The following is a 21,034-nucleotide window of genomic DNA, read 5'->3' as shown; positions in this document are numbered from 1 at the left end:
GGCGGGCGTGCTTCGCTGGGGCCGTGAGCGGTGATGGCGCTGGACCCGTGAGCGGTGCCGGCGCGGGACCCGTGAGCGGCGGCGCCGGGCGGCCCGGGAGCGGCCGGAGCGGCGGGCACCGGCTGCTCGACCGCTACCCCCGGGCCCGGCGCCGGGACGTCCCGTACCGGCATCAGCTGCTGAGGGTCGGCGACCGCAGTGTGGCCTGGGTGCCTCCGCTGGTGCTGCTCGTCGGCATCGTCGCCCTCGACTACGTGACCCCCGCAAACTTCCGGATCATGTCCTGGCTGGTGCTGGTGCCGGGAATCGCCGCCGCGATCTGCGGGGTCACCGCCACCGTCGTCTACGCCGTGCTGGCCCCGGTCACCTATGTCATCGCCGAGAACGCCCTGCCGGACCAGTACCAGGCCGGGCTCGCCGATCTGATCCTCGCCGCACTGGGCGGCATCCTCGCCGTCATCGTCTGTGTGGTCCGGGTGCGCGGTGAGAACCGTATGGTGCGGATGCGGGCCATCGCCGACACCACCCGCCGTACGGTGCTGCGGGCGCTGCCGCCCGGGTTCGGGGGGCTCGACCACGCCTTCGTCCATCTCGCGGCCGACGCCGAGGCCCGGGTCGGGGGCGACTTCTACGACATCCAGCCCGGGCCGTACGGGTCGCGGGTGCTCCTCGGGGACGTCCAGGGCAAGGGACTCGCCGCGGTCGACATGGCGGCGGCGCTGCTCGGCACGTTCCGTGAGGCCGGGTACCACGAGGCGGATCTGCGGACGATCGCCGCGCGGCTGGAGCTGCGGATGCGGCGGCACCGCGCCCGGCGGGAGGCGCTCGGCCTGCACGACGGGGACCGTTTCGCGACCGCGATCCTGCTGGGGTTCCCGCCGGACCCGCCGGATGCCGTGGACATGATCATCTTTGGTCATGAGCCGCCGCTGGTCGTCGGGCCGCAGGGGGTGCGCGAGCTGGCGCCCGGGGACACGCTGCCGCTGGGGCTGGCCGAGCTGGTGCCCCCGGCGGGGCCGCCGCCGGTGCGGAGGGTCGTTCTCGGGGACGGGGAGACACTGCTGATGACGACGGACGGGGTGACGGAGGCGCGGGACCGGGAGGGGGTCTTCTATCCGCTCGCGGCGGAGGTGGCCGCGGCGGTCGCCGTGGATGTGCGGGTGGCGGAGCCGGGGCGGCTGGTGGCGTTCGTCCGGGACGGGACGCTGCGGCACAGCGGGGGGCGGCTGGCGGACGACACGACCGTGTTCGCCGTGCGGCGCACCCGCGCCGGCCGTCCGCGGTGAGCCTGCCGGACCTGTCGGCCCGGTCCGGGTCATTCTCCGGGGCGGGCGGGGGCGCTGTCCTCGGCCCCGCGGTCGCCCTGGCGGTCGGCCGCGGTCGCGCTCGGGACGGCGGAGGACGCCGTGACGAGCGCGGCCACCGCGAGGGCCGCCGCGGCGAGCGCGCGGACGAGGCGTGCGGGCGGGTGTCCGGGGCGTCCGGTGAGGGCAGGGGGACCGGAGGGGGGACCGGAGGGGGCGGTCGGTCGGTCGAGCACGGCAACCTCGCAATACAGCGACGGGTTAAGCACCCTTAATGCGCTCCCCAACCTAGGGTTTCCGGGGCCCGACCGGAAGAGGCGGACGGCGGTCGGGCGCCCGGCGGGGCGGATCGTCAGCGCAGGATCCACGTCAGGGAGTTGGACGCCGACGCCCGCGCCGACGGGTCGCGCAGGGACGGCGACCCGTCCGTCAGCGTCGCCCGCACGGTGTGCGGACCGCGGCCCCTGAGGCCCAGTTCGGCCGGGGTGACCCGGAGGCGGTCCGTCGCGCGGCCGACGCGCCGGCCGTCCGCGTACCAGGTGACGCGGGGTGCGGCCAGACCGGTGAGCGGGGCGAGGGCGACGGTGAGGCGGGTGGTGCGGGAGACCGGGGCGGTGGTCGGGACGCTGCTGGTCAGGGCGTCGGCGTGGGCGTAGAAGCCGGCGATCATGGCCTCGCGGCCGACCAGGTTGAACTCCGTCGAGGCCAGCGTCCGCATGATCGAGGTCTCGGTGGGGCGGTACACGCCGGTCTCGTAGTAGCCGCCCCCTTCGTACGTGCCCACGGCCGAGCCCGTCGGGTCCGGCTCGCCCAGCCAGCGGTGCCACTTGGTGGTGCCCAGGTCGCGGCGGGTGGAGAGGTTGACGTCGGGCGCCTCGGGGCCGGGGTAGGGGCCGAAGCCCTCGTACTGGTACTCGTCGGCCAGGTGGCCTATGGAGTGCCCCAGCTCGTGGGCGCCGATGAGGTACGAGGACGGGTTGTCCGAGGACATGGTGGCGATGCCCCGGTAGGCGGCACCGTCCGGCGGGGTGTCGAAGGTGTAGCCCGCGCCGCCGTACTTGGCGGAGTCGGCGATCACGAACACGATGTCCGCCGCGGGGGCGCGGCGCGCGTAGCCGGTGACCGCGTCGGTGTCGACGCAGAGCAGGCGCTCGATGTCCTCGCAGAAGAAGGACGAGCCCAGGGCGGTGTCGCGGGTGACGTCGGCGGTGGGGTCGCCGCTCACGCCCGAATCCGCCGAGGCGGCCTCCACCAGCCAGATGTTGAACAGGCCCCGGTAGCTGCGGTACGGCTCGATCGCGAAGACCGCCTCCAGCGACCGACGGGCGTCCTCGGCGAAGTCCTTCTGCCGGTCGGCCGGGTAGCCGTCCCCGATGACCACCAGGTCGAGGCGGGCGGAGGCCGGGCCGGTCCGCTGGAAGGCGCGCACCGGGGTGTCCGCGGTGTCCCGGGCGGAGGGGCCGCGCGGGGTGGCGGTGGCGGGGTGGCGGGGGCGGTCCGGCACCTCGACGTGGCGGGGTCTGCCGTGCGGGCCCGGGAAGTACTCGACCTCGTGGGAGCCGGCTCCGGCGGGGTGCGCGGCCGGTTGTGCGGCCGGACGTGCCCCGGTCGCCCCGGTCGCCCCGGTCGCCCCGGTCGTGCCGGTGGCCCCGGTCGCGCCGGTCGCCCCGGTGGCCGGGACGGCCGGGGGCGCCGGGGTGGCCGGGGCCGTCCCGGCCGTGCCGGCCGTCCGGGGTCCGGGTACGGCGCCGGCCTGGGCGGCGGGTCCGGCCGCGAGCAGGGCCGCCGTCGCGGCCAGGGTCGTGCCGAGCGACGTCAACCACCGTGTCCTTGGGTGTCTGAGCACTGCGAACCCCTCGAAAGCAGCGAGTTAAATATGCTTAAGTGGCTGATTAAGTTAGAGGGGTTGGTAGTCAACGCACAAGAGTCGAGCGGGAGTTGACGTACCTGATCGTCAAGGAGTCTGGTGATAAGTGGACTTACTGGCATGATGAAGCGCATGCCTGAGCGGGACGACCCCGAGACCATCGGCCGGCGCGTGCAGCGGCTGCGGCACGAACGCGGCCTGACCCAGAAGCAGTTGGCCGAGCCCGCCTATACGCCCGCCTACATCTCCACCCTGGAGGCCGGCCGGGTGCGGCCCTCCGACGAGGCGCTGCGCCACCTCGCCGAGCGGCTCGACGTCGCGTTCGAGGAGCTCGCCACCGGCAGGCCCGCCCGGCTCGCCACCGACCTGCGGCTGAGGCTCACCGAGGCGCAGCGCACCCTCGCCACCGGGGACGCCGAGGAGGCCGCCGCGCTCTACGCCGAGCTGCTGGCACAGGCCGAGGCCCACGGCCTCGTCGACGAACAGGCCACCGCGCTGCTCGGCCTCGGCGAGTGCGGCCTCGACACCGGGGACATCGCCGCCGCCCGGGAGCACTTCGAGCGGGCCGAGCACACCCTGGACGGCAGGCCGCTGCCCGCCCGGGTCCCCGCCCTGCGCGGCCGGGCCGTCGCCCACTACCTCGCCGGTGAACTGCGCTACGCCGTCTACCTGCTGGAGTCCACCCTCGACGAGCTCAACCGGGGCGGCCTGCACGACCCCGACGCGCTGCTGCTGCTCTACACCGGCGCCATCGCGCCCTACATGGACATGGGCGCGCACGCCCGCGCCGCGCAGGCCGCCGAGTTCGCGCTCGCCCTCGCCCCGCAGGCCGGCGACCCGGCGCTGGTGGCCCGCATGCACCGCTCCGTCGCCCGCACACTGCTCGCCGAGGGCCGCGTCGCCGAGGCCGACGCCTCACTCGCCAAGGCCGCCGAGATGTACCGGCAGCTGAAGATCCGCACCGAGCTCGCCAACTGCCACTGGATGCGCGGCTACGTGTACGCGCAGAACGGCGAACTGGAGAAGGCCGAGCACGAGCTGCGGGCCGCCCAGGAGATGCTCGCCGCGCGCCGCTCCGCCCTCTACCGCAGCCAGGTCGCCGTCGAACTCGCCGACGTCCTGCACCGGCTCGGCAAGTCCGGGGAGGCCGGCGAGCTGCTGCGCGGAGTGCTCGGCGACCTCTCGCCGGAGCGGGGGGCGGTGCACGCGGCCGCCGCACACCGCCTCCTCGGCATCATCGCCGAGGACACCCGCGACACCGAGGCCGCGGAGGAGCACTACGTACGCGCCCTCAGCCTGCTGGAGCGGGCCGGCGCCGCCGGGGACCTGGCCGACCTGTGCCGGCTGCTCGGGGACCTGCTGCGGCGCGCCGGACGCGTGGAGGCCGCCCTCGACGCCTACCGGACCGGCCTCGGGCACCGTACCGCCCCCGGCACCACCACCCTCGGCCCCGCCCCCGCCCAGCCTCCGCTGTGAGCGGTCGCGCGGGGCCGGGTCTCCCGGGAGCCCCGGCCCCGCGCGGTCCGGCCTTCGTGTCGGCCTCGTGCGGTCCGGCCTTCGTGTCGGCCTCGCGCGGTCCGGCCTTCGTGTCGGCCTCGTGCGGTCCGGCCTTTGTGTCGGCCTCGTGCGGTCCGGCCTTTGTGTCGGCCTCGTGCGGTCCGGCCTTCGTGTCGGCCCCGCGCCGCCCGGCCTTCGTGCCGGGCCCGGACGGTCCGGCCTCGGTGGGCGGCCCCGCCCCGCCCGGTCCCGGTGTGCGGCCGGACCGGCCCCCTGCACCAACCACCCCGCCCGGCCTCGCCCTGCACCCCCCGCCTCGCCCCGCCGCGACGGGCGTCGTCGTTTCGGCTCGCGTGCCACGGGTAGCCGGACGGCGTCCGCGCGCGGGTGACCCCGCCCCCGGTCCCCGCCGACGCAGGTGAGAGACGTCCGGGAGGAGGGACCCGCGATGGGGCGCACCGACGACCCCGGGGAGATGACGGCCCGGCTGTGCGACCTCGCCGTCCGCCTGCTGCCGGTGAACTGCGCGGGAGTAATGCTGTACGGGGACGGCATGCCCGTGCCGCTGGCAGGTACCGGGGAGCGGGCCGTGCGGGTGATGGAACTGCAGGCCACCCTCGGCGAGGGGCCGTCACTGCTCGCCGCGCGGACGGGTGCGACGGTGCCGGCCGTGGACCTCGCGGAGGGGGCGGACGCCGCGCGCTGGCCGGTGTTCGCGCCGCTGGCTGTCGCCGCCGGGGTGCGCGCCCTGACCGCGCTGCCGCTCGGCTGCGGCCCCTGCTGCGTCGGCACCCTCGACCTGTGCGCCGCCGGGTCCGGCCCGCTGAGCGGCCGCGACCTGCTCACGGCGCAGTCCCTGGCCGGAGTCGTCACCCTGACGCTGACCGGTCTGCGGCCCGGCGACGAGGACGGCACCGGACCGGAGCAGCCCTGGCTCGGTGAGCTGGCCGCCGGGCACGACCCCGTGCACCAGGCCGTCGGCATGATCATGGGCGGTCTGCGGGTCGCCGCCGACGAGGCGCTCGCCCGGCTGCGCGCCCATGCCTTCGCCCGCGGCCGCACCCTGCCCGAGGCGGCCCGGGACGTGGTCGGCCGCAGAGTACGGCTGGACGCGTGAGCCGCCGCCCGGGGACGGGCCGCCCCGAGGACGTCCCGCCGGGGACGGGCGCCGCGTGCCGCGCCGTCCGCGCGGTGCGGGTGGGCCACGCCGCCCGGCGCCGCCCGGCGCCGTGCGGCCGCGGACGGTCCGCCGCGCGTCGGGGGCGCGCCGCGCCCTACACCTCCACGCGGCCCTGCCTGCGGACCGCGGCCAGCCGCTGCGCCCCCAGAACCACCGTCGCCGTCAGCGCCTCGGGGCCCATCTCCGTCAGCCCGCCGGTGACGACCGTGAAGGCGTCCTCGCCGACCCGGACGGCGGCGGTGCGCAGGAACAGCGTGACCGGCTCGCCTCCGCCGTCCTCGCCGTCCTCGCCGTCCGGCCCCGGCCCGCCGTCCTCGAAGGTCTCGCTGACCGTGACCAGCAGGCCCTGCCGGGCGTCCCCGCTCTCGGGCAGCGCGCCGTCCCCGACCGTGACCGCCAGCCGGGTGCCGCGGGAGGAGGCCGCGGTGAAGCGGGCGCACTTCCGCGGCAGCGTCCCCAGCCAGGCCAGGGCCTCGTCCACCTCCGCGGGGGGCCGCGCGGTGACCTGGTGGCGCAACTGCGCGCCGTCCCAGCCGTCGTCCAGGCCCACGACCGCCCGGGCCGGGGCGCCGAGCAGCTCGTCCGCGTACAGCGCGTCCAGCAGCCGCCCACAGTCCGGCTGCTCCGCCTTCGCCTTCAGGAACGCGTCCCGCCAGGTCGCCGCGCCCTGCGTCGGCGCCCACTGCTCGCCCAGATCGGCCGGGCCGACCAGCGCCGCCTGTGCCTGGGCCTCGGTCAGCGCGGGCGCGGCGGAGGCGGGCACGCTCGGTTCCGCGGGCTTGGCGGCGGCGCTCGCCGCGGCGGCGGGCCCGGTGGTCTCCCGCCGGGCGTCCAGGCCGAGCGTGGAACACGACGTGGTGGCGGTCAGCGCGCCCGCGCACAGCAGGGCGACGACAAGGGCGCTCGGGAACGCGGGGCGGGTCATCGGGGCTGCCTCCGAGGGGACTTGCGGCGGGAACGTAGCTCAACGGCACCATTGCCCCGCGCCTCTCACCAGTGCGGCGACCCGTCCGGGTGATCACCGTGACCGCCGCCGTGCCCGGTCGCCCCCTCGCCGCCGTGCCCGGTCGCCCCTTCGCGGCCGAGTCCGGCGGCCCCCGCGCCGCCGTGCAGTGCGCCGTGCTGTGCTGTCCTGCGCCGCCGTGCTGCGCCACTCTGCTGCGCCGCCGCGTCCGGTGGCCCTCGTTCCGGTGGCCTTCGTTCCGGTGGTCCTCGTTCCGCTGCGCTGTGCCGGGTGACACGCGTGCCCGCCGTGCGCGTGGGCGGGGGACGGGGCGGCCGGATCCGCGTAGGGTCGCCGGCGTAGGAGCCGTGCGCAGGGCCCCCCGCCGGGCCCGGTGAGAGGAGCCCGCCGTGACCGGTCAGCCCATCCCGGTGATCATCGACTGCGACACGGGGGTCGACGACGCCCTCGCGCTGCTCTTCGCCGTCCGGCACCCGGGGCTCGATCTGCGGGCCGTCACCTGCGTCGCCGGGAACACCGGAGTAGACGGCGTGGTACGCAACACGCTCGTCGTGCTGGAGCGGGCGGGTGCCCCCGACATCCCCGTCGCGCGCGGTGCCGAGCGGCCGCTGATCGAACCGGCCCGGTCGGCGCGGCACGTGCACGGGGAGGACGGGATGGGCGACCTGGGACTGCCCGCCCCCACCCGGAACCCGGTCGATCTGGACGCGGTGTCGCTGCTGCGCCGCGAGATCCTGGCCTGCCCCCGGCCGGTCACCCTCGTCCCGACCGCCCCGCTGACGAACGTCGCGCTGCTGCTGCGCACCCACCCCGAGGTCGTCCGGAACATCGAGCGGATCGTGTTCATGGGCGGCGCGGTGGCCTGCGGGAACGCCACCCCGGTCGCCGAGTTCAACGTGTGGCACGACCCGGAGGCGGCCGCGGTGCTGCTCACCGCCGGGGTGCCGATCACCATGTACGGGCTCGACGTGTTCCAGCGGGTCCTGGTGCCGGGGCCGGACGTGCGGCGGCTGCGGGCCAGTGACGAGCCGGGGGCACGGCTGGCGGGCGAGCTGCTGAGCCACCGTCCGGCCACCCCCGACGAGGACGGCGACGACCCGGCGGGCGGCATCGGGGACGCGGGAGCGGTGTGCGCGGTCGCCGACCCGGCCGGCCTGACCACCCGTCTGCTCCCCGTGGAGGTGGCCCTCGGGCCCGGCCCGACCCGCGGGCAGACCGTGGTGGACCTGCGGGCCCGGCCCGGCGAGGCCGAGATCCACGGCGGTGGCCGCGAACAGGCCCTCGTCGACGTCGCGTTGGACGTCGACGTCGAGCGTTACGTCGCGCTGTACCTGTCGGCCGTGGAACGCTGAGCACCTCCCGGCCGGCCGGTGGGGTCCGCTCCGGCCCACGGCAGTGCGTGACGCCGGCACGAGCACGTTCCGCACGCGGCACGCCCGCGAGGGGGAGCCGCCCCGCCTCGCGGGGGCGGCTCCGCGGAGCGGAGGGGGCGGTGTCCCCGGGCCGGGCTCAGTAGCGGACGGCGCGGGCCACCTCGGCCTTCACCGTGCCGGACAGCGCGCGGTTGCTGCGCGCGGTGCCCTCCTCGGTCTCCCCGGACGGCACGTCGGGCAGCGTGAGGACCACCGCGTCGAGGAGGTTGCCGTTCTGGTCGGTGAAGTTCACCTGGACCACGAAGGACTTGGTGGAGCCCGCCGTGTTGACCACGCTCACCACGACCGTGGCCCGGCCGTCGGAGTCCTTCGACGGCAGGTCGAGCTGCACGTCGTCGCTGACGTCGGCGCCGCCCGTGATGTCGTCGAAGCGCCGCCCCACCTCCGCGGTCGCCGACGCCAGCACCTCCGGAGCGTCGGACGCGGCGGACTGCACCGCCGACGCCACCGACTCCACCGCCGAGGCGGCCCTGCTCACGGACGAGGACGGGCTGTCGTCGTCCGAGCAGCCCGTCACGGACACGGCCGCCAGCCCGGCCAGAACCAGCGCGGCGCCCGCCGCCCGACGGGTGAGGAAACCCGGCATGTCGCCTCCAGAGGTCTGCACGGTCCTCTCCAGTGAAGGGCGCGGGGCGCACCGACGCATGCCGGGGCGTCCGTACGGTGCACCGCCTGCCGCACGGACGGGACGGCGTGCCGCCGGGGCCGTGCTGCGTCGCGCCCCCCGCGCGCACTGCCGCGAGGGCCTGCCGGTCCGTAGCGTCATGGCGGGGAGAGCCGTCGGGCGGCGGCCGCTCAGGGAGGGCTCATGTCGATGTCACAGCCGGTGCCGGCACCGCCGACCGCTGCCGCGACGTTCCTCGTGGTCACGGTGAAACCCGGCGGAGAGGCCCGGACCCGGGCACTGCTGTCCGAGTCGGCGGGTCTGGCGCGCGCCGTCGGGTTCGGGCATCCCCAGGGGCGGCTGAGCTGTGTCACCGGGATCGGCGCCGACGCCTGGGAGCGGATCACCGGCGGTGCCCGGCGCCCGGCCGGGCTGCACCCCTTCCGTGAGCTGGCCGGTCCTCGCCACCGGGCCGTGTCCACCCCGGGCGACCTGCTGTTCCACCTCCGCGCCGACCGCCCCGACCTGTGCTTCGCGCTCTGCGCGGAACTCGTCCGCGGCCTCGGCGACGCCGCCGCCGTCGAGGACGAGGTGCAGGCCTTCACCTACCTCGACTCGCGCAACCTGCTGGGTTTCGTGGACGGCACGGAGAACCCCGTGGGTGCGGCGGCCGCACGGGTCGCGCTCGTCGGGGACGAGGACCCGCTGTACGCGGGCGGCAGTCACGCCGTGGTGCAGAAGTACCTCCATGACGTGGACGGCTGGGAGAAGCTGACCGTGGAGGAGCAGGAACGCGTCGTGGGCCGCGGCAAGCTGAGCAATCTGGAGCTGTCCGCCCCCGGTTCGCACGTCGACGTCAACTCCCTCTCCGCGCCGGACGGCACCGACCGCGAGATCCTGCGCGGCGCGATGCCGTTCGGCAGGCCCGGACACGGCGAGTTCGGCACGTACTTCATCGCCTACGCCCGCGACCCGGAGATCACGGACACGATGCTGCGCCGGATGTTCCTGGGCACGGCGGAAACCGGACCGGACCCGCTGCTGGACTTCTCCCGCCCGGTGACCGGCACCCGCTTCTTCGTGCCGCCGGCGGAGTTCCTCAACGGCCTCGGCCGGCGCGGAGACTGAGGGGTCCGGAGGCGGCGGGGGCGTCCGACTGCCGGGGCAGCACGGTGACGCGGTTCAGGTTGCACCCGTCGCCGCCCGCCCGCAGCTCCTCCGTCTGCTGGGCCTTGAGGGCGACACTGACCAGGCTCAGCAGCAGGTCGACGTCCGCGTCGCAGTCGAGGTGCACGGTCACCCACCGCGAGCCCGGCACCAGCCGGATCGCCGTGGACGCCCCGAGGCCCGCGGCGACGCGCCGAAGAGCCCGGTCGGTCAGGTGGAGGTCGACGTCGTGGCCGGTGTGGAAGTGGACGATCTCGCCGTGCCGGGAGCGGAGTGCCTGGCCCGTGCCGCAGTCCGCCGGACCCGCGGTGAGGTCCGGCCAGAGCGTGAGGCGTTCCCGGGCGCGCTGGGCAAGGGTCATGGCTCCATGGTTGCCCTCTTACCGCTCGGACACCAGAGGTTGAGCGTTCCGTAACCCGGCCGTGAGGAGCGTTTTCGGCTGCCTCGGCCGGTTCTCGCCGGGCATGTCCGGTGAAACCGTCCCGTCACGGACAGCGGGCCGGTCCGGTCCGGCGCGTCCGCCCCCGGTCCCCGCGCTCTTTGCCTGCTCTTTACAACCCGGTGCCGGGCCGGCTCGTCTCTCCGCTCGGTCCGTCACCGACAGCCCACGGGCGACCGCTCCTTCACCGGGCGCCCCACCGGCGGGTCCCGCACCGGCGGGTCCCGCACCGGCGGGTCCCGCACCGGCGGGTCCCGCACCGGCGGGTCCCGCACCGGCGGGTCCCGCACCGGCGGGTCCCGCACCGGCGGGTTGTTCACCGACGGGTCCATGACCGACGAGGACGAACGAGAGAGAGCGAAGACCATGCGACGAACCGTGCTGGGCGCCCTGGCCGTTGCCTGTGCCGCCGTACTGGCGGGAGGCGGCGCCGCCGTCGCCGAGACCGCCTCCCCGGTCCCCAGCGTGCGGCCGAGCGAGAGCAAGCCGCCGCAGTCCGACCCCACCGCCCGGCCGGCGCCCTCCGAGAGCGCGGTGCCGTCCGCCGTGCCGGCCGAGAGCGACGTGCCGCGTGAGGCGGCGTCACCCGTGCCGACCCGCGTCCCGGAGGGCGGCCAGGTGTCCGTCGTCCCGCGCGGCGCGCCCGACACCGGCGCGGTGTCCCCGGACGGTTCCGGCACGGCCGGCGCGGTCGGCGGTGCTGCGGCGGCGGTGCTCGCCGCGGGCGGCACGGTCGCCTTCGTCGTACGCCGCCGGCGGGCGAGCGGGGCGTGAGGCAGGTCCTCGGGCGGGCGGTCGCGCCGGTGTGCGCGGCCGTGCTCCTCGCGGGCTGCGCGGGCGCGGGCGGGGACGCCGGCGGTGACCGGCCGGCCGGCCCGGCCCGTTCGGCCGGCGCGGCCGGCGGCGGCTCCCGGGCCGCCGGACAGGGCGGCGCCGACCGGCCGGCCCGCTCCGGCACCGGCCCGGCACGGCCGGGTGCGGAGCCGGTGCGGCTGCGGATTCCGGCGGCCGGCGTCGACACCCCGGTGATGCGGCTCGGGCTGGACGCGGACGGCGGGGTGCAGGTGCCGCCGGTGACCGCGCACGACCGCGCGGGCTGGTACCGGCACTCGCCGGTACCGGGCCGGACCGGGCCGTCGGTGCTCCTCGGCCACGTCACCGTCGGCGCGTACGGGGACGGTGTGTTCCGCCGTCTGGACCGGCTGCGGCCCGGGGACCGGATCGAGGTGACCGCGGCGAGCGGCCGGACCACGGAGTTCGCCGTGACCGTCGTACGGACCGTCCGCAAGGCCGCGTTCCCGGCGGACGACGTCTACGGCGACGTGGCCCGGCCGGAGCTGCGGCTGATCACCTGCGGCGGGCCGCGCGGCGCGGACGGGTACCGGGACAACGTGATCGCCTTCGCCGTCCTGGCGGACGGCACGGGAGCCCCCGGCGGTACGGACGCCACCGGCTGACCGCCCTCCCCGGCACCCTCCGGCATCCCGCACCGCGTCCCGTGCCCGTCCGGCACCAACCCGTCCGGCACCACCCCCGTCCGGCACCACCCCCGTCCGGCACCACCCCCGTCCGGCGTCACTCCCGTCGGGGCCCGGCTCCCGGCCGGGGCCCGACGGTGCCGGAGGCCCTTCCGGCCCACCGGCATGCTTGGCCGGTGCCCTCACGACCCTGGAGAGCGTTGAAACGGTCCCGCGACGAGGCGGCGGCGGAGCTGTTCGCCGCCCTGTACCCGCGTCTCGCCGGCTGGTGCCGGCGTCTCGTCGACGACGACGAGACCGCCCACGAGATGGCCTCCGAGGCGTTCACCAGACTGTGGGCGCGCTGGACGCGGGTGGAGGAGCCGCGCGGCTTCCTCTACGTCACCGCGGCCAACCTCGTCCGGGACCACTGGCGCAGACTGGAGCGCGAGCGCAGGGCCATGCGGCAGGTGACGCACGAGGCGGCGGTGCGGGGCCCCGCCGAACCGGCCGACCCCTCCGTGCGGCTGCTGGTCCAGGCCCTTCCCGACCGGCTGCGCATACCGATCCTGCTGCACTATTACGCCGACATGCCGATCCGGGAGGTGTCCGCGCTGACCGGGCGTAAGGAAGGAACCGTCAAGGCCGACCTGCACGCGGCCCGCGAACTGCTCCGCGTCCACCTGAGGAGAAGCGTTGACCACTCGCTTTGACGGCGACGAGGGGGAGTTCGGCCCCGACGACCCGTTCACGGTGCTCCTCGGCCCGCCCGCCGACCGGCTCGCCCCGCCCGCCGGCCGGTTCGAGACGGTCCGCCGTGCCGCGTCCCGCCGCCGACTGCTGCGCACGGCCGCCGGGGCGGCCCTGACCTGCGCCGCGCTGGCCCTCGCCGCGCTGCCCCTCGCCCTGACGGGCCCGGACGCCCCGGCCCGTCCGGCACCCCCGCTCGCCCCGCCGCCCGCGCCGGGTTCCTCCGCCCCGCCCACCGGCTCACCCGGCCCGTCGCCCGTACGTCCCTCCCCGGCCCCGTCCGGCCCGGCCGGGGAACCGACGCCGCGCGCCGAGGAGTCACGCGCCCCGGGCGGCCGGACCTACCGGCCGGGCCCGGCCACCCCCTCCGAGAGCCGTACGGGAGGCCCGTCGGCGGCGGGTGGCGACGCTCTCTCGGCCTCACCCGCCGACCGTACGTCCGCGGCCCCGGCCGCCGGCTCCGGGCCCGCGGACGTCCCGAGCCCGATCCCGACCAGGACGGTGCCGCCGACACCCTGACCGCCGCGCCCGCCCCGCGCCGGGGCACTGCCGCCGCTCCACCCGTGCCGTCCCGCCCGGTGTCCGGGCGGGACGGCAGGCGGACGGCACGGGTGGGCGCAGCCCGTTCACCCGAGCCTGCGGACCTTGTCCCGGCTGCCCGTCCGGGTGCGGGCTCCCGGTCCGAGTCCCGGTCCGAGTCCCGGTCCGAGTCACGGTCCGAGTCACGGTCCGGGCCCCGGACCGAGTCCCGGTGCCGGCCGCCTCCCGCGGCGGGTGCCGGGGCGTTCTCCCCCGCGTTCTCCCCCGCGTTCTCCCCCGTGTTCTCCCCCGTGTTCTCCCCCGTGTTCTCCCCCGCGCCCGGTGGGCGCGGGGCCGGGTGCCCGCGAGATGCTCAGAGGTCGAACTCGTGCGGCGGCAGGTCCAGCGCGTAGCACGCCTCGCGGACCACGGCCTGCTCGTCCTTGTCGAAGTGGCCGTCCGCGCCGCCGATCACGATGCCGATCTGGACGACGGCACGGGCCTCGGCGGGCTTCTTCTTCGCCTTGGCGATCTCCTGCATCACGCTGACCTTGCCCAGGGCGAAGTCGGCGGTGAGCTTGCCGAGGTTGTCCTCGAAACGGCGGTGCAGGTCGGGGGCGGGGAAGTTCTTGAGCACCTCGTTGGTGGCGATCAGCTGCGCCACCCGCTGCCGCTCCGACGGGTCGACCGTGCCGTCGGCGGCCGCGACCATGGCGCACATCGCCATGCTCGCGTCGCGGAAGGCGCCGCTGGTGAGCTCGTTCTTCTTCGCCGTCAGCTGGGTCTGCATCTGCGACGCGGACTCCTTGAGGCGGTCCCACAGGGCCATGAGAACTCCAGACATTCGAATCGGTTCGTAGCTGCCGCACCGTGGAAACTGGCGGTGGGCCGGTTTGGTTCCCTCCCGCCGGGCGCACGCTCGCTCCTGTCCGCGGCCGCCCCGGCCCACACCCACCCCCTCCGCCGCGGCCCCCGCCCGCGCCTCCCGCCCTCCGGCGTCCCGCCGCCTCCTCAGTCGTCCTCGCCCGTGTCCTCGTCGTCGCCCTCGAAGAAGTCGCCGATCTCGTCGACCACCTCCGCCGCGACCATCCCGCCCACCACGCCCACGGCGAGCCCGGCCGCGCCCGCCGCGACGGCCGTGCCCAGGCCCGGTCCGGAGTGGTGGCCGTGGTGGCCGTGGTCGCCGTGCTTGCCGGGCTCGTGGTGACCGGACCAGCCGTCGTGCCCGTACGGGGCGTGGCCGCCGTACGCGTCGTGGCCGCCGTACGCGGCGTGCGGTGCGTGGTGTTCGGCGATCCGGCGGATCCAGCCGTCGACCTCGGCGGTGAGGTCGCGCGGCTCGTGGCCGAGGGTGAAGCGGGTCAGGGCGTCGTGCCCGGCGGAGTGGAGCCCGCCGCGCCGGTCCGCCTCCAGGACGACCTCCAGTCCGGCCGGGGAGGCCAGGAAGGTCAGCTCGACCTCCTGGAACAGGTGCGCGTACTGCGGCGCCGGGGTCAGCTCGATCTCCTGGTAGAACGGCAGCTGCTGGCCGGTGCCGCCGATGTGCCCGTACTCCAGGTCGGCGGACCGGAAGCCGAAGCCGAGCCCGCCGAAGGCCTGAAGGACCGCTTCCTGCACGGGCAGCGGGCCGACGGCGAGCGGGTCGAGGTCGCCCTTGTCCCGGGCGCCCGCCACCCCCAGTCCGGTGCGCACGCCGAGCACGACGCCCAGCGTCTGCCCGTGCAGCTCGGTGACCGGGGTCTCCCAGGGCAGGGCCACGGCGAACGGCAGGTCGAGCCGCTCACCCGCCGCGAGGCGGAAGCCGCCGCCCACGGTGAAGCCGTCGAAGGCGACGAAGCCCTCGCTCTCCCCGTCCTCGTGCTCGGCCTCGACCCGTGCCACCAGGTCCAGCGTGACGTGGTCGATGGCGAAGTCGGCGTCCCCGCCCTGGAGGCGGACCTGCCCGGACAGGGTGCCGCCGGGGAGGGCCGGGCCGGGGTCGAGGACCGTGTCCACCGAGGGCCCGCCGATGCCGAGCGAGCCGAGCAGCCGTTTGAACACCATCGCGACGTCCACTCCTTCATGACGTGTCTGGCAGGTACATGCCCGACCGGTACGGGTGCGGCAGGTGTGGGCCGGGCATACCCACGGGAACAACCGGGGAGGCCCGGCCGTTGTCCGCAGGCGCAGGGAAGCCTAGGGCGACCGGGTTCCGCTTGGGGCGATCTTCTGGTCATTGATGGAGGAATGTCCGAAAAGCAGCCCCGTGTGACCGCGGCCATTGACCCGGCCCGAGCCGACCTGGATGCTTTGCCCGTCCTTTACGCTTGGCGGGAGGGCCGCACACCCTCACCCCACCCGCAGCACACGACGAGCGCACCACACCGCGCACCACAGCGCACGACACCGTAACGACCTGCAACGACCCGCAACGACACTGCACGACAGCGCACGACAGCGAACGACAGAAAAGGAGACACGGTCCCGCCATGGGCGAGCCTCCCAGTACCGGCCGTGCCGCACCCGGCCGGCGCAATGCCCGCACAGCGTCCGACAGCGCGGGGGTGGCACGGTGACCGAGGTCCTGCTGCTCCTGCTGGCCCTCGCCCTGACCCTGGCCTGCGCCGTGTTCGTGGCGGCGGAGTTCTCCCTGACCACCGTCGAGCGCGGTGAGCTGGAGCGGGCCGCGCGGGCGGGCGAGCGCGGAGCGGACGGCGCCCTGAAGGCCGCCCGCTCGCTGACGCTCCAGCTGTCCGGCGCCCAGCTCGGCATCACGGTCACCTCGCTGGTGATCGGCATGCTCGCCGAGCCGTCCCTCGCCGCCCTGCTCAGGGGCCCGCTGGAGGCGGCCGGACTCGGCGGGGCCGCGTCGACCGCGGCGACCGTGCTCGGCGTGACCCTGTCCACCATCGTGCTGATGGTCGTCGGCGAACTGGTCCCCAAGAACTGGGCGATCTCGCGCCCGCTGGCCGTCGCCAAGGTCGTGGCCGGCCCGCAGCGCGGCTTCACCACCCTGTTCGGCCCGTTCATCCGCCACCTCAACAACACCGCGAACCGTTTCGTACGGCGCTTCGGCCTGGAGCCCGCCGAGGAGCTGGCCTCCGCCCGCAGCCCCGAGGAACTCGTCGCGCTGGCCCGGCACTCCGCCGCCGAGGGCGCCCTGGAGGCCGACTCCGCCGAACTGTTCGTGCGCACCCTGCACCTGGCCGAACTCACCGCCGAGAACGTGATGACGCCCCGCGTCGACGTGCAGGCCCTGGAGGCCCACGCCACGGCGGCCGACGCCGCCGACCTCACCCACGCCACCGGACTGTCCCGCTTCCCCGTCCACCGCGGCAGCCTCGACGAGGTCATCGGCACCGTCCACATCCGCGACGTGCTCGCCCTCGCCCCGGACCGGCGGGCCGTCACCCCCGTCACCGACCTGGCCACCGCGCCCCTGCTGGTCCCCGACACCCTCCGCGCCGACCAGCTGCTGGAACGGCTGCGCGCGAGCCGCACCATGGCCGTCGTCATCGACGAGTACGGCGGCACGGCCGGTGTGGCCACCATGGAGGACATCGTCGAGGAGGTCGTCGGCGAGGTCCGCGACGAGCACGACCCCGTCGAGACCCCCGACCTGCAGCCCGCCCCCGCCACCGCCGACGGCCGCGCCGTCTGGGAGGCCGACGGCGGCGCCCGGCTCGACCAGCTCGCCGGGACCGGACTGCGCGCCCCGGACGGGCCGTACGAGACCGTCGCCGGACTGGTCGCCAGCCGGCTGGCCCGCATCCCCGCCCCCGGCGACACCGTCGACGTGGACGGCTGGCAGCTGCACGTCCTGGAGGTGGCGCACCACCGCGCCGCCCGGGTCCGCGTCACCGAACCGCAGCCCGAGGCCCGCCCGCTGGCCGAGGAGGCCCGATGACCGTCCTGCAGCTCGCCGTCGGCGCCCTCACCCTGCTCACCAACGCGTTCTTCGTCGGCGCCGAGTTCGCGCTGGTCTCCGTACGCCGCAGCCAGATCGAGCCGCGCGCCCAGGAAGGCCACAAGCGGGCCCGGATGACCCTGTACGCGCTGCGGCACCTGTCGGCGATGATGGCCACCGCCCAGCTCGGCATCACCGTGTCGTCGCTGGTGCTCGGCGCGGTCGCCGAACCCGCCATCGCGCACCTGCTGGAGCCCGCGTTCGAGGCGGCCCACGTGCCGCACGCCCTGGTGCACCCCGTCTCGTTCGTCATCGCGCTGACCCTGGCCACGTATCTGCACATGCTGGTCGGCGAGATGGTGCCCAAGAACATCGCGCTCGCCGCCCCGGTGCCGACCGCGCTGCTGCTCGCCCCGCCGCTGGCCGCCCTGACCCGGGCCCTGCGCCCCGTCGTGTTCGGGATCAACGCGTTCGCCAACGCCCTGCTCCGACTGCTGCGCGTCGAACCGAAGGACGAGGTGGAGGCCGTCTTCACCGACGACCAGCTCGCCCGTATGGTCGTCGACTCCCGTGAGGCCGGCCTGCTGTCGCCCGCCGACGGCGAACGCCTGCGGGACGCACTGGAGCTGGGCACCCGCCCGGTCGGCGAGATCCTCGTCCCCGCGCGCGGCATGCGCACCGTGGACGCCTCGGTCACCCCGGCCCGCCTGGAGCGGATCGCCGCCGAGGCCGGCTACTCCCGCTTCCCCGTCACCGGCCCCGACGGCACCGTCCTCGGCTACCTGCACATCAAGGACACCCTCGGGGTGCCCGACCGCGACCGTCCCTTCCCGCGCGGCGCCCTGCACCCCGTCACCCGGGTCCGCATCGACACCCCCCTCGACGACACCCTCACCGCCCTGCGCGCCGACGGCAGCCACCTCGCCGCCGTCACCGGCGCGGAGGGGACCGTGCTGGGCTTCGTCACCATGGAGGACGTCCTGTCGGAGCTGGTCGGCCCGGCCCCGGCCGCCGCCTGAGCCGCGCGGCGGGGCACCGGGCGGCCGCGCGGCGGGGCGCGGCCCGGTGCTCAGCCGCGTGCCGCGTCCAGCGCCGACTGGAGCGAGCGGCGGTAGCCGTCACTGGTGTACGTGGCGCCGGAGACGGTGTCGATCGCCGCGCTCTGCGCCGTCAGCGCCTCGCGCGTCAGCCGCGGGATCGCGGAGCTGTTGATCCGCCGGTCCCGCGGGTTGTCCTGCGGGTAGGCGACCGCGGTGACGTCGGTGAGCCGGCCGTTCTCCAGGGTGACGCGCACCTGGACCGGGCCGTAGCGGGTCCGGACCGCGTCCCCGGTGAGCGTCCGCGTGCCGGTGGCCGGACCGGCCCGGTGGGGCGAGGCGCCCGCACTGCTCGACGGCGCGGGCAGCACGCCGGCGACCACCGGGGCGGAGTGCGGCTTCAGGGTCAGCAGCATCACCAGGCCGGAGATCGTCGCGGCGCTCGCCAGGACGACCCGGCGCAGCGGACGGTTCCTCTTCAACGGGTGCAAGACGGCCTCACAGCTCGAAGGACTCGTGGTGGATGCGGCGGTTCGGGACCCCGGCCTCGCGCAGGGCCGCGTACACGTCCCGCGCGAACCCGTGCGGGCCGCACAGGTAGACGTCGTGGTCCGCGAGGCCCGGTACCGCCGAGGACAGGTGGTGCGCCGTCAGCGCGGGCCGGGTGCCGTCCGCGCCGTTGAGGGCGTAGAGCACGCGCGCCCCACGCCTGCGGGCGACCGCCTCCAGTTCCCCGCCCAGGGCGAGGTCCTGCACCGCGCGCGCCCGGTACAGCAGGGTGACCTCGCCGGGCAGCGTCTCGAACAGGGCCCGCAGCGGGGTGATGCCGACCCCGCCCGCGATCAGCAGGGACCGGCGGGCGGTGCGCCGTTCGGCGGTCAGCGCCCCGTAGGGGCCCTCCGCCCACACCCGGGTGCCCGGCCGCAGCAGCCGGACGGCGGCGCTGTGCCCGCCGAGCGCCTTGACGGTGATCCGCAGCAGGTCCGGGCGGGGCGGCGCGGACAGCGAGTACGGCGTGGACGTCCAGCGCAGGCCGGGCGCGAGGAACCGCCAGCGCAGGAACTGCCCCGGCCGCGCGCCCAGCTCGGACAGCCGGCGGCCGCGGACGACGACGGAGTACACGTCCGGCGCCTCCTGCTGCACGGAGTCCACGCGCAGCCGGTGGCGCAGGTTGAGCCGTACCGGGGCCAGCACGCGGTACCAGCCGACCAGGGCGGCGACCCCCAGGTACAGCGCGTACCAGGCGGCCCGCACGTACGGGCGGCCGGTGAGGTCGGCGCCGAGGGCGAGCTGGTGGCCGAAGGCGAGGAACACCGCGGCGTAGGTGAGCAGGTGCGCGTAGTACCAGAACTCGTGGCCGACCCTGCGGCGCACCGCGCGGGCCGAGAGGACCCCGACCGCCAGCAGGACGCCCGCGCCGGCGGTGGCCTTGAGCATCTCCGGGTAGTCGAACACCACGGTGAGCGCCTCGGCCACCACCGTCGAGCCGTCCTGGGCGGCGTACCCGAGCAGGATCAGCACGGCGTGGGCGACGAGCAGGCAGACCGTGTAGCGGCCCGCCATCGCGTGCCAGCGGCTCACCCGGTCCGAGCCCACGCCCCGCTCCAGCAGCGGGACGCGCGCCATCAGGCCCACGAGCACCGCACAGGCGTAGCCGCACAGCAGTCCCGTGATCCGCCCCGCCCCGGTCAGCCATCCGGCGGTGCCCACCACCGACCCCGTGTCGGACCACCACAGGGCGACCACGGCCGCGGCCCCGCCCCACAGCAGGGCCAGCACGGCGCCCGCCGGGGAGCGCCGGGGCGCGTCCGGCGCCGGGGGCGCGGCCCCGCGCTGCGCGTACACCGTCGACATGGGCACGTCCCTTCTCCGCCGTCCGTCCGGCGTCCCGCGGCTGTCCCGGACGCCTTCCGGGCCGTCCGCGGGCCACTGTGCCGAGGCAACCTCTGAGCCCGCTCTGAGCGGGCGCCCGGCGCACGGCCGGCCACGCGGGCGGCGCGCCGGGCGCCGCGGCGTCCGCGCAGGTGGCGGGGGTGGCCCGGGTGGCGTATGGGGGAGCCGGGGAGCCGGGACGCAGAGCGCACTCATAGCGAACTCAGAGGTCCGCGCGGCCGTGCGCGCCCCGGCGAGGGCGCATCCTGGTGGATGAGATGAGCACCCGCCACCGCGGCACCGGCCGCCCCGCCCTGACCCGGACCGACGGCACACCGGTCCGCATCCTCGTCGTCGACGACGACGCCGACCTCGCCGAGGTCCTCTCCGGCGCCCTGCGCTACGAGGGCTGGGAGGTCCGCACCGCCGGCGACGGCGCCGAGGCCGTCGCCGGCATGCGCGAGCTGCTGCCCGACGCGGTGGTCCTCGACGTGATGCTGCCCGACACCGACGGCTTCGCCGTGCTGCGCTCCCTGCACGAGGTGCGGCCCGACGTGTGCGTGCTGTTCCTGACCGCGCGGGACGCGGTCGAGGACCGCATCGCGGGCATCACGGCGGGCGGCGACGACTACGTGACCAAGCCGTTCAGCCTGGAGGAGGTGGTGGCCCGGCTGCGCGGGCTGCTGCGCCGCGCCGGCATGGCCCGGCAGGCGGAGGAGGGGCCCCGGCTGACCGTCGGCGACCTGGTCATGGACGAGGACGCCCGGGAGGTGACCCGCGGCGGCGAACTCGTCGAGCTGTCGCCGACCGAGTTCGAACTGCTGCGGCTGCTGATGCGCAATCCGCGCCGGGTGCTCTCCAAGGCGCAGATCCTGGACCGGGTGTGGTCCTACGACTTCGGGGGGCAGGCCCACGTCGTCGAGCTGTACATCTCCTACCTGCGCAAGAAGGTGGACGCCGGCCGGGACCCCATGATCCACACGGTGCGCGGGGCCGGGTACGTCCTCAAGCCGGTGGTCCGGTGAAGGCGCCCGCCCGGTGGACGCGCCCCGGGGCCC

General features: G+C 76.0%; 21 protein-coding genes. 12 read left to right on the top strand and 9 right to left on the bottom strand.

From position 1 onward, the window contains the following. Positions 1-71: 71 nt before the first annotated feature. Positions 72-1,286 carry a PP2C family protein-serine/threonine phosphatase gene (locus tag AC5K6T_RS22400; RefSeq protein ID WP_493211598.1) on the top strand — a complete coding sequence of 405 codons (1,215 nt, stop codon included), beginning with the start codon at positions 72-74 and terminating at the stop codon, positions 1,284-1,286. Between the two features lie 29 nt (positions 1,287-1,315). On the opposite strand, the gene AC5K6T_RS22395 is transcribed toward AC5K6T_RS22400, so the two are convergent. Further along, complete coding sequence (locus AC5K6T_RS22395) at positions 1,316-1,540, bottom strand: hypothetical protein (RefSeq protein WP_493211596.1); 225 nt, start codon at positions 1,538-1,540, stop codon at positions 1,316-1,318. Between the two features lie 116 nt (positions 1,541-1,656). Continuing rightward, positions 1,657-3,123, bottom strand: a complete 1,467-nt coding sequence (locus tag AC5K6T_RS22390; protein ID WP_493211594.1) for a M64 family metallopeptidase — start codon at positions 3,121-3,123, stop codon at positions 1,657-1,659. Positions 3,124-3,303: 180 nt separating this feature from the next. Between AC5K6T_RS22390 and AC5K6T_RS22385 the strand changes: the two genes are divergently transcribed. Together AC5K6T_RS22385 and AC5K6T_RS22380 are read left to right on the top strand one after the other, a co-directional pair. Beyond that, positions 3,304-4,647 carry a helix-turn-helix domain-containing protein gene (locus AC5K6T_RS22385; protein ID WP_493211592.1) on the top strand — a complete coding sequence of 448 codons (1,344 nt, stop codon included), beginning with the start codon at positions 3,304-3,306 and terminating at the stop codon, positions 4,645-4,647. Positions 4,648-5,116: 469 nt separating this feature from the next. Beyond that, positions 5,117-5,785: a GAF and ANTAR domain-containing protein gene (locus AC5K6T_RS22380; protein WP_493211590.1), complete on the top strand. Its 669-nt coding sequence runs from the start codon at positions 5,117-5,119 to the stop codon at positions 5,783-5,785. A gap of 157 nt (positions 5,786-5,942) precedes the next feature. Here AC5K6T_RS22380 and AC5K6T_RS22375 read toward each other — a convergent pair whose 3' ends face one another. Beyond that, complete coding sequence (locus tag AC5K6T_RS22375; protein ID WP_493211588.1) at positions 5,943-6,773, bottom strand: hypothetical protein; 831 nt, start codon at positions 6,771-6,773, stop codon at positions 5,943-5,945. Between the two features lie 428 nt (positions 6,774-7,201). Here AC5K6T_RS22375 and AC5K6T_RS22370 point away from each other — a divergent pair, with 428 nt between their 5' ends. Next, positions 7,202-8,164 carry a nucleoside hydrolase gene (locus AC5K6T_RS22370; protein ID WP_493211586.1) on the top strand — a complete coding sequence of 321 codons (963 nt, stop codon included), beginning with the start codon at positions 7,202-7,204 and terminating at the stop codon, positions 8,162-8,164. A gap of 157 nt (positions 8,165-8,321) precedes the next feature. Here AC5K6T_RS22370 and AC5K6T_RS22365 read toward each other — a convergent pair whose 3' ends face one another. Continuing rightward, positions 8,322-8,852, bottom strand: coding sequence for a hypothetical protein (locus AC5K6T_RS22365; RefSeq protein WP_493211585.1), 531 nt, complete (start codon positions 8,850-8,852; stop codon positions 8,322-8,324). Between the two features lie 201 nt (positions 8,853-9,053). Between AC5K6T_RS22365 and AC5K6T_RS22360 the strand changes: the two genes are divergently transcribed. After that, positions 9,054-9,977: a Dyp-type peroxidase gene (locus AC5K6T_RS22360; protein WP_493211583.1), complete on the top strand. Its 924-nt coding sequence runs from the start codon at positions 9,054-9,056 to the stop codon at positions 9,975-9,977. Here the strand turns inward: AC5K6T_RS22360 and AC5K6T_RS22355 are convergent. After that, the gene (locus AC5K6T_RS22355; RefSeq protein WP_493211582.1) at positions 9,949-10,377 is read right to left on the bottom strand and encodes a luciferase domain-containing protein; all 429 of its coding nucleotides are present in this window, start codon (positions 10,375-10,377) and stop codon (positions 9,949-9,951) included. The two genes, AC5K6T_RS22360 and AC5K6T_RS22355, sit on opposite strands and share 29 nt — an antisense overlap. Before the next feature lie 444 nt (positions 10,378-10,821). On the opposite strand from AC5K6T_RS22355, the gene AC5K6T_RS22350 reads away from it, so the two are divergent. The 4 genes from AC5K6T_RS22350 (at position 10,822) to AC5K6T_RS22335 (ending at position 13,181) form a co-directional block, all read left to right on the top strand. After that, a complete protein-coding gene (locus AC5K6T_RS22350) occupies positions 10,822-11,229 on the top strand; it encodes a sortase-dependent protein (protein ID WP_493212180.1) in 408 nt (135 codons plus the stop codon). After that, a complete protein-coding gene (locus tag AC5K6T_RS22345; RefSeq protein ID WP_493211581.1) occupies positions 11,226-11,912 on the top strand; it encodes a class F sortase in 687 nt (228 codons plus the stop codon). Before AC5K6T_RS22350 ends, AC5K6T_RS22345 begins: the two co-directional genes overlap by 4 nt. 221 nt (positions 11,913-12,133) lie before the next feature. After that, the gene (locus tag AC5K6T_RS22340; protein ID WP_493211580.1) at positions 12,134-12,625 is read left to right on the top strand and encodes an RNA polymerase sigma factor; all 492 of its coding nucleotides are present in this window, start codon (positions 12,134-12,136) and stop codon (positions 12,623-12,625) included. Beyond that, positions 12,609-13,181: a hypothetical protein gene (locus AC5K6T_RS22335; protein WP_493211579.1), complete on the top strand. Its 573-nt coding sequence runs from the start codon at positions 12,609-12,611 to the stop codon at positions 13,179-13,181. Before AC5K6T_RS22340 ends, AC5K6T_RS22335 begins: the two co-directional genes overlap by 17 nt. 373 nt (positions 13,182-13,554) lie before the next feature. Here AC5K6T_RS22335 and AC5K6T_RS22330 read toward each other — a convergent pair whose 3' ends face one another. Further along, on the bottom strand, positions 13,555-14,010 hold the full coding sequence (locus AC5K6T_RS22330; RefSeq protein ID WP_493212178.1) for a tellurite resistance TerB family protein: 456 nt from the start codon (positions 14,008-14,010) through the stop codon (positions 13,555-13,557). Between the two features lie 182 nt (positions 14,011-14,192). Continuing rightward, positions 14,193-15,224, bottom strand: a complete 1,032-nt coding sequence (locus AC5K6T_RS22325; protein ID WP_493211578.1) for a sporulation protein — start codon at positions 15,222-15,224, stop codon at positions 14,193-14,195. 508 nt (positions 15,225-15,732) lie between these two features. On the opposite strand from AC5K6T_RS22325, the gene AC5K6T_RS22320 reads away from it, so the two are divergent. Both AC5K6T_RS22320 and AC5K6T_RS22315 read left to right on the top strand, forming a co-directional pair. After that, the gene (locus AC5K6T_RS22320; protein WP_493211577.1) at positions 15,733-17,067 is read left to right on the top strand and encodes a hemolysin family protein; all 1,335 of its coding nucleotides are present in this window, start codon (positions 15,733-15,735) and stop codon (positions 17,065-17,067) included. Continuing rightward, on the top strand, positions 17,064-18,086 hold the full coding sequence (locus AC5K6T_RS22315) for a hemolysin family protein (protein WP_493211576.1): 1,023 nt from the start codon (positions 17,064-17,066) through the stop codon (positions 18,084-18,086). The genes AC5K6T_RS22320 and AC5K6T_RS22315 overlap by 4 nt, the downstream gene beginning before the upstream one ends. Before the next feature lie 50 nt (positions 18,087-18,136). Here the strand turns inward: AC5K6T_RS22315 and AC5K6T_RS22310 are convergent, their stop codons facing one another. Both AC5K6T_RS22310 and AC5K6T_RS22305 read right to left on the bottom strand, forming a co-directional pair. Continuing rightward, positions 18,137-18,595, bottom strand: a complete 459-nt coding sequence (locus AC5K6T_RS22310) for an FMN-binding protein (RefSeq protein WP_493211575.1) — start codon at positions 18,593-18,595, stop codon at positions 18,137-18,139. 7 nt (positions 18,596-18,602) lie between these two features. Then, positions 18,603-19,958, bottom strand: a complete 1,356-nt coding sequence (locus AC5K6T_RS22305) for a ferredoxin reductase family protein (protein WP_493211574.1) — start codon at positions 19,956-19,958, stop codon at positions 18,603-18,605. 296 nt (positions 19,959-20,254) lie between these two features. Here AC5K6T_RS22305 and AC5K6T_RS22300 point away from each other — a divergent pair, with 296 nt between their 5' ends. Continuing rightward, positions 20,255-21,001 carry a response regulator transcription factor gene (locus tag AC5K6T_RS22300; RefSeq protein WP_493211573.1) on the top strand — a complete coding sequence of 249 codons (747 nt, stop codon included), beginning with the start codon at positions 20,255-20,257 and terminating at the stop codon, positions 20,999-21,001. Positions 21,002-21,034: the final 33 nt, after the last annotated feature.

The organism is Streptomyces sp. B8-7, from assembly GCF_058833805.1.
The sequence above is the reverse complement of the archived record's forward strand: the minus strand, read 5'-3'. Positions and strand labels throughout refer to the sequence as shown.

Coding starts and splice junctions, on each gene's coding strand:
- AC5K6T_RS22385 (WP_493211592.1), top strand. CDS start 3,304: ATGCCTGAGCGGGACGACCCCGAGACCATCGGCCGGCGCGTGCAGCGG.
- AC5K6T_RS22380 (WP_493211590.1), top strand. CDS start 5,117: ATGGGGCGCACCGACGACCCCGGGGAGATGACGGCCCGGCTGTGCGAC.
- AC5K6T_RS22375 (WP_493211588.1), bottom strand. CDS start 6,773: ATGACCCGCCCCGCGTTCCCGAGCGCCCTTGTCGTCGCCCTGCTGTGC.
- AC5K6T_RS22360 (WP_493211583.1), top strand. CDS start 9,054: ATGTCGATGTCACAGCCGGTGCCGGCACCGCCGACCGCTGCCGCGACG.
- AC5K6T_RS22355 (WP_493211582.1), bottom strand. CDS start 10,377: ATGACCCTTGCCCAGCGCGCCCGGGAACGCCTCACGCTCTGGCCGGAC.
- AC5K6T_RS22350 (WP_493212180.1), top strand. CDS start 10,822: ATGCGACGAACCGTGCTGGGCGCCCTGGCCGTTGCCTGTGCCGCCGTA.
- AC5K6T_RS22330 (WP_493212178.1), bottom strand. CDS start 14,010: ATGGCCCTGTGGGACCGCCTCAAGGAGTCCGCGTCGCAGATGCAGACC.
- AC5K6T_RS22325 (WP_493211578.1), bottom strand. CDS start 15,224: ATGGTGTTCAAACGGCTGCTCGGCTCGCTCGGCATCGGCGGGCCCTCG.
- AC5K6T_RS22315 (WP_493211576.1), top strand. CDS start 17,064: ATGACCGTCCTGCAGCTCGCCGTCGGCGCCCTCACCCTGCTCACCAAC.
- AC5K6T_RS22305 (WP_493211574.1), bottom strand. CDS start 19,958: ATGTCGACGGTGTACGCGCAGCGCGGGGCCGCGCCCCCGGCGCCGGAC.
- AC5K6T_RS22300 (WP_493211573.1), top strand. CDS start 20,255: ATGAGCACCCGCCACCGCGGCACCGGCCGCCCCGCCCTGACCCGGACC.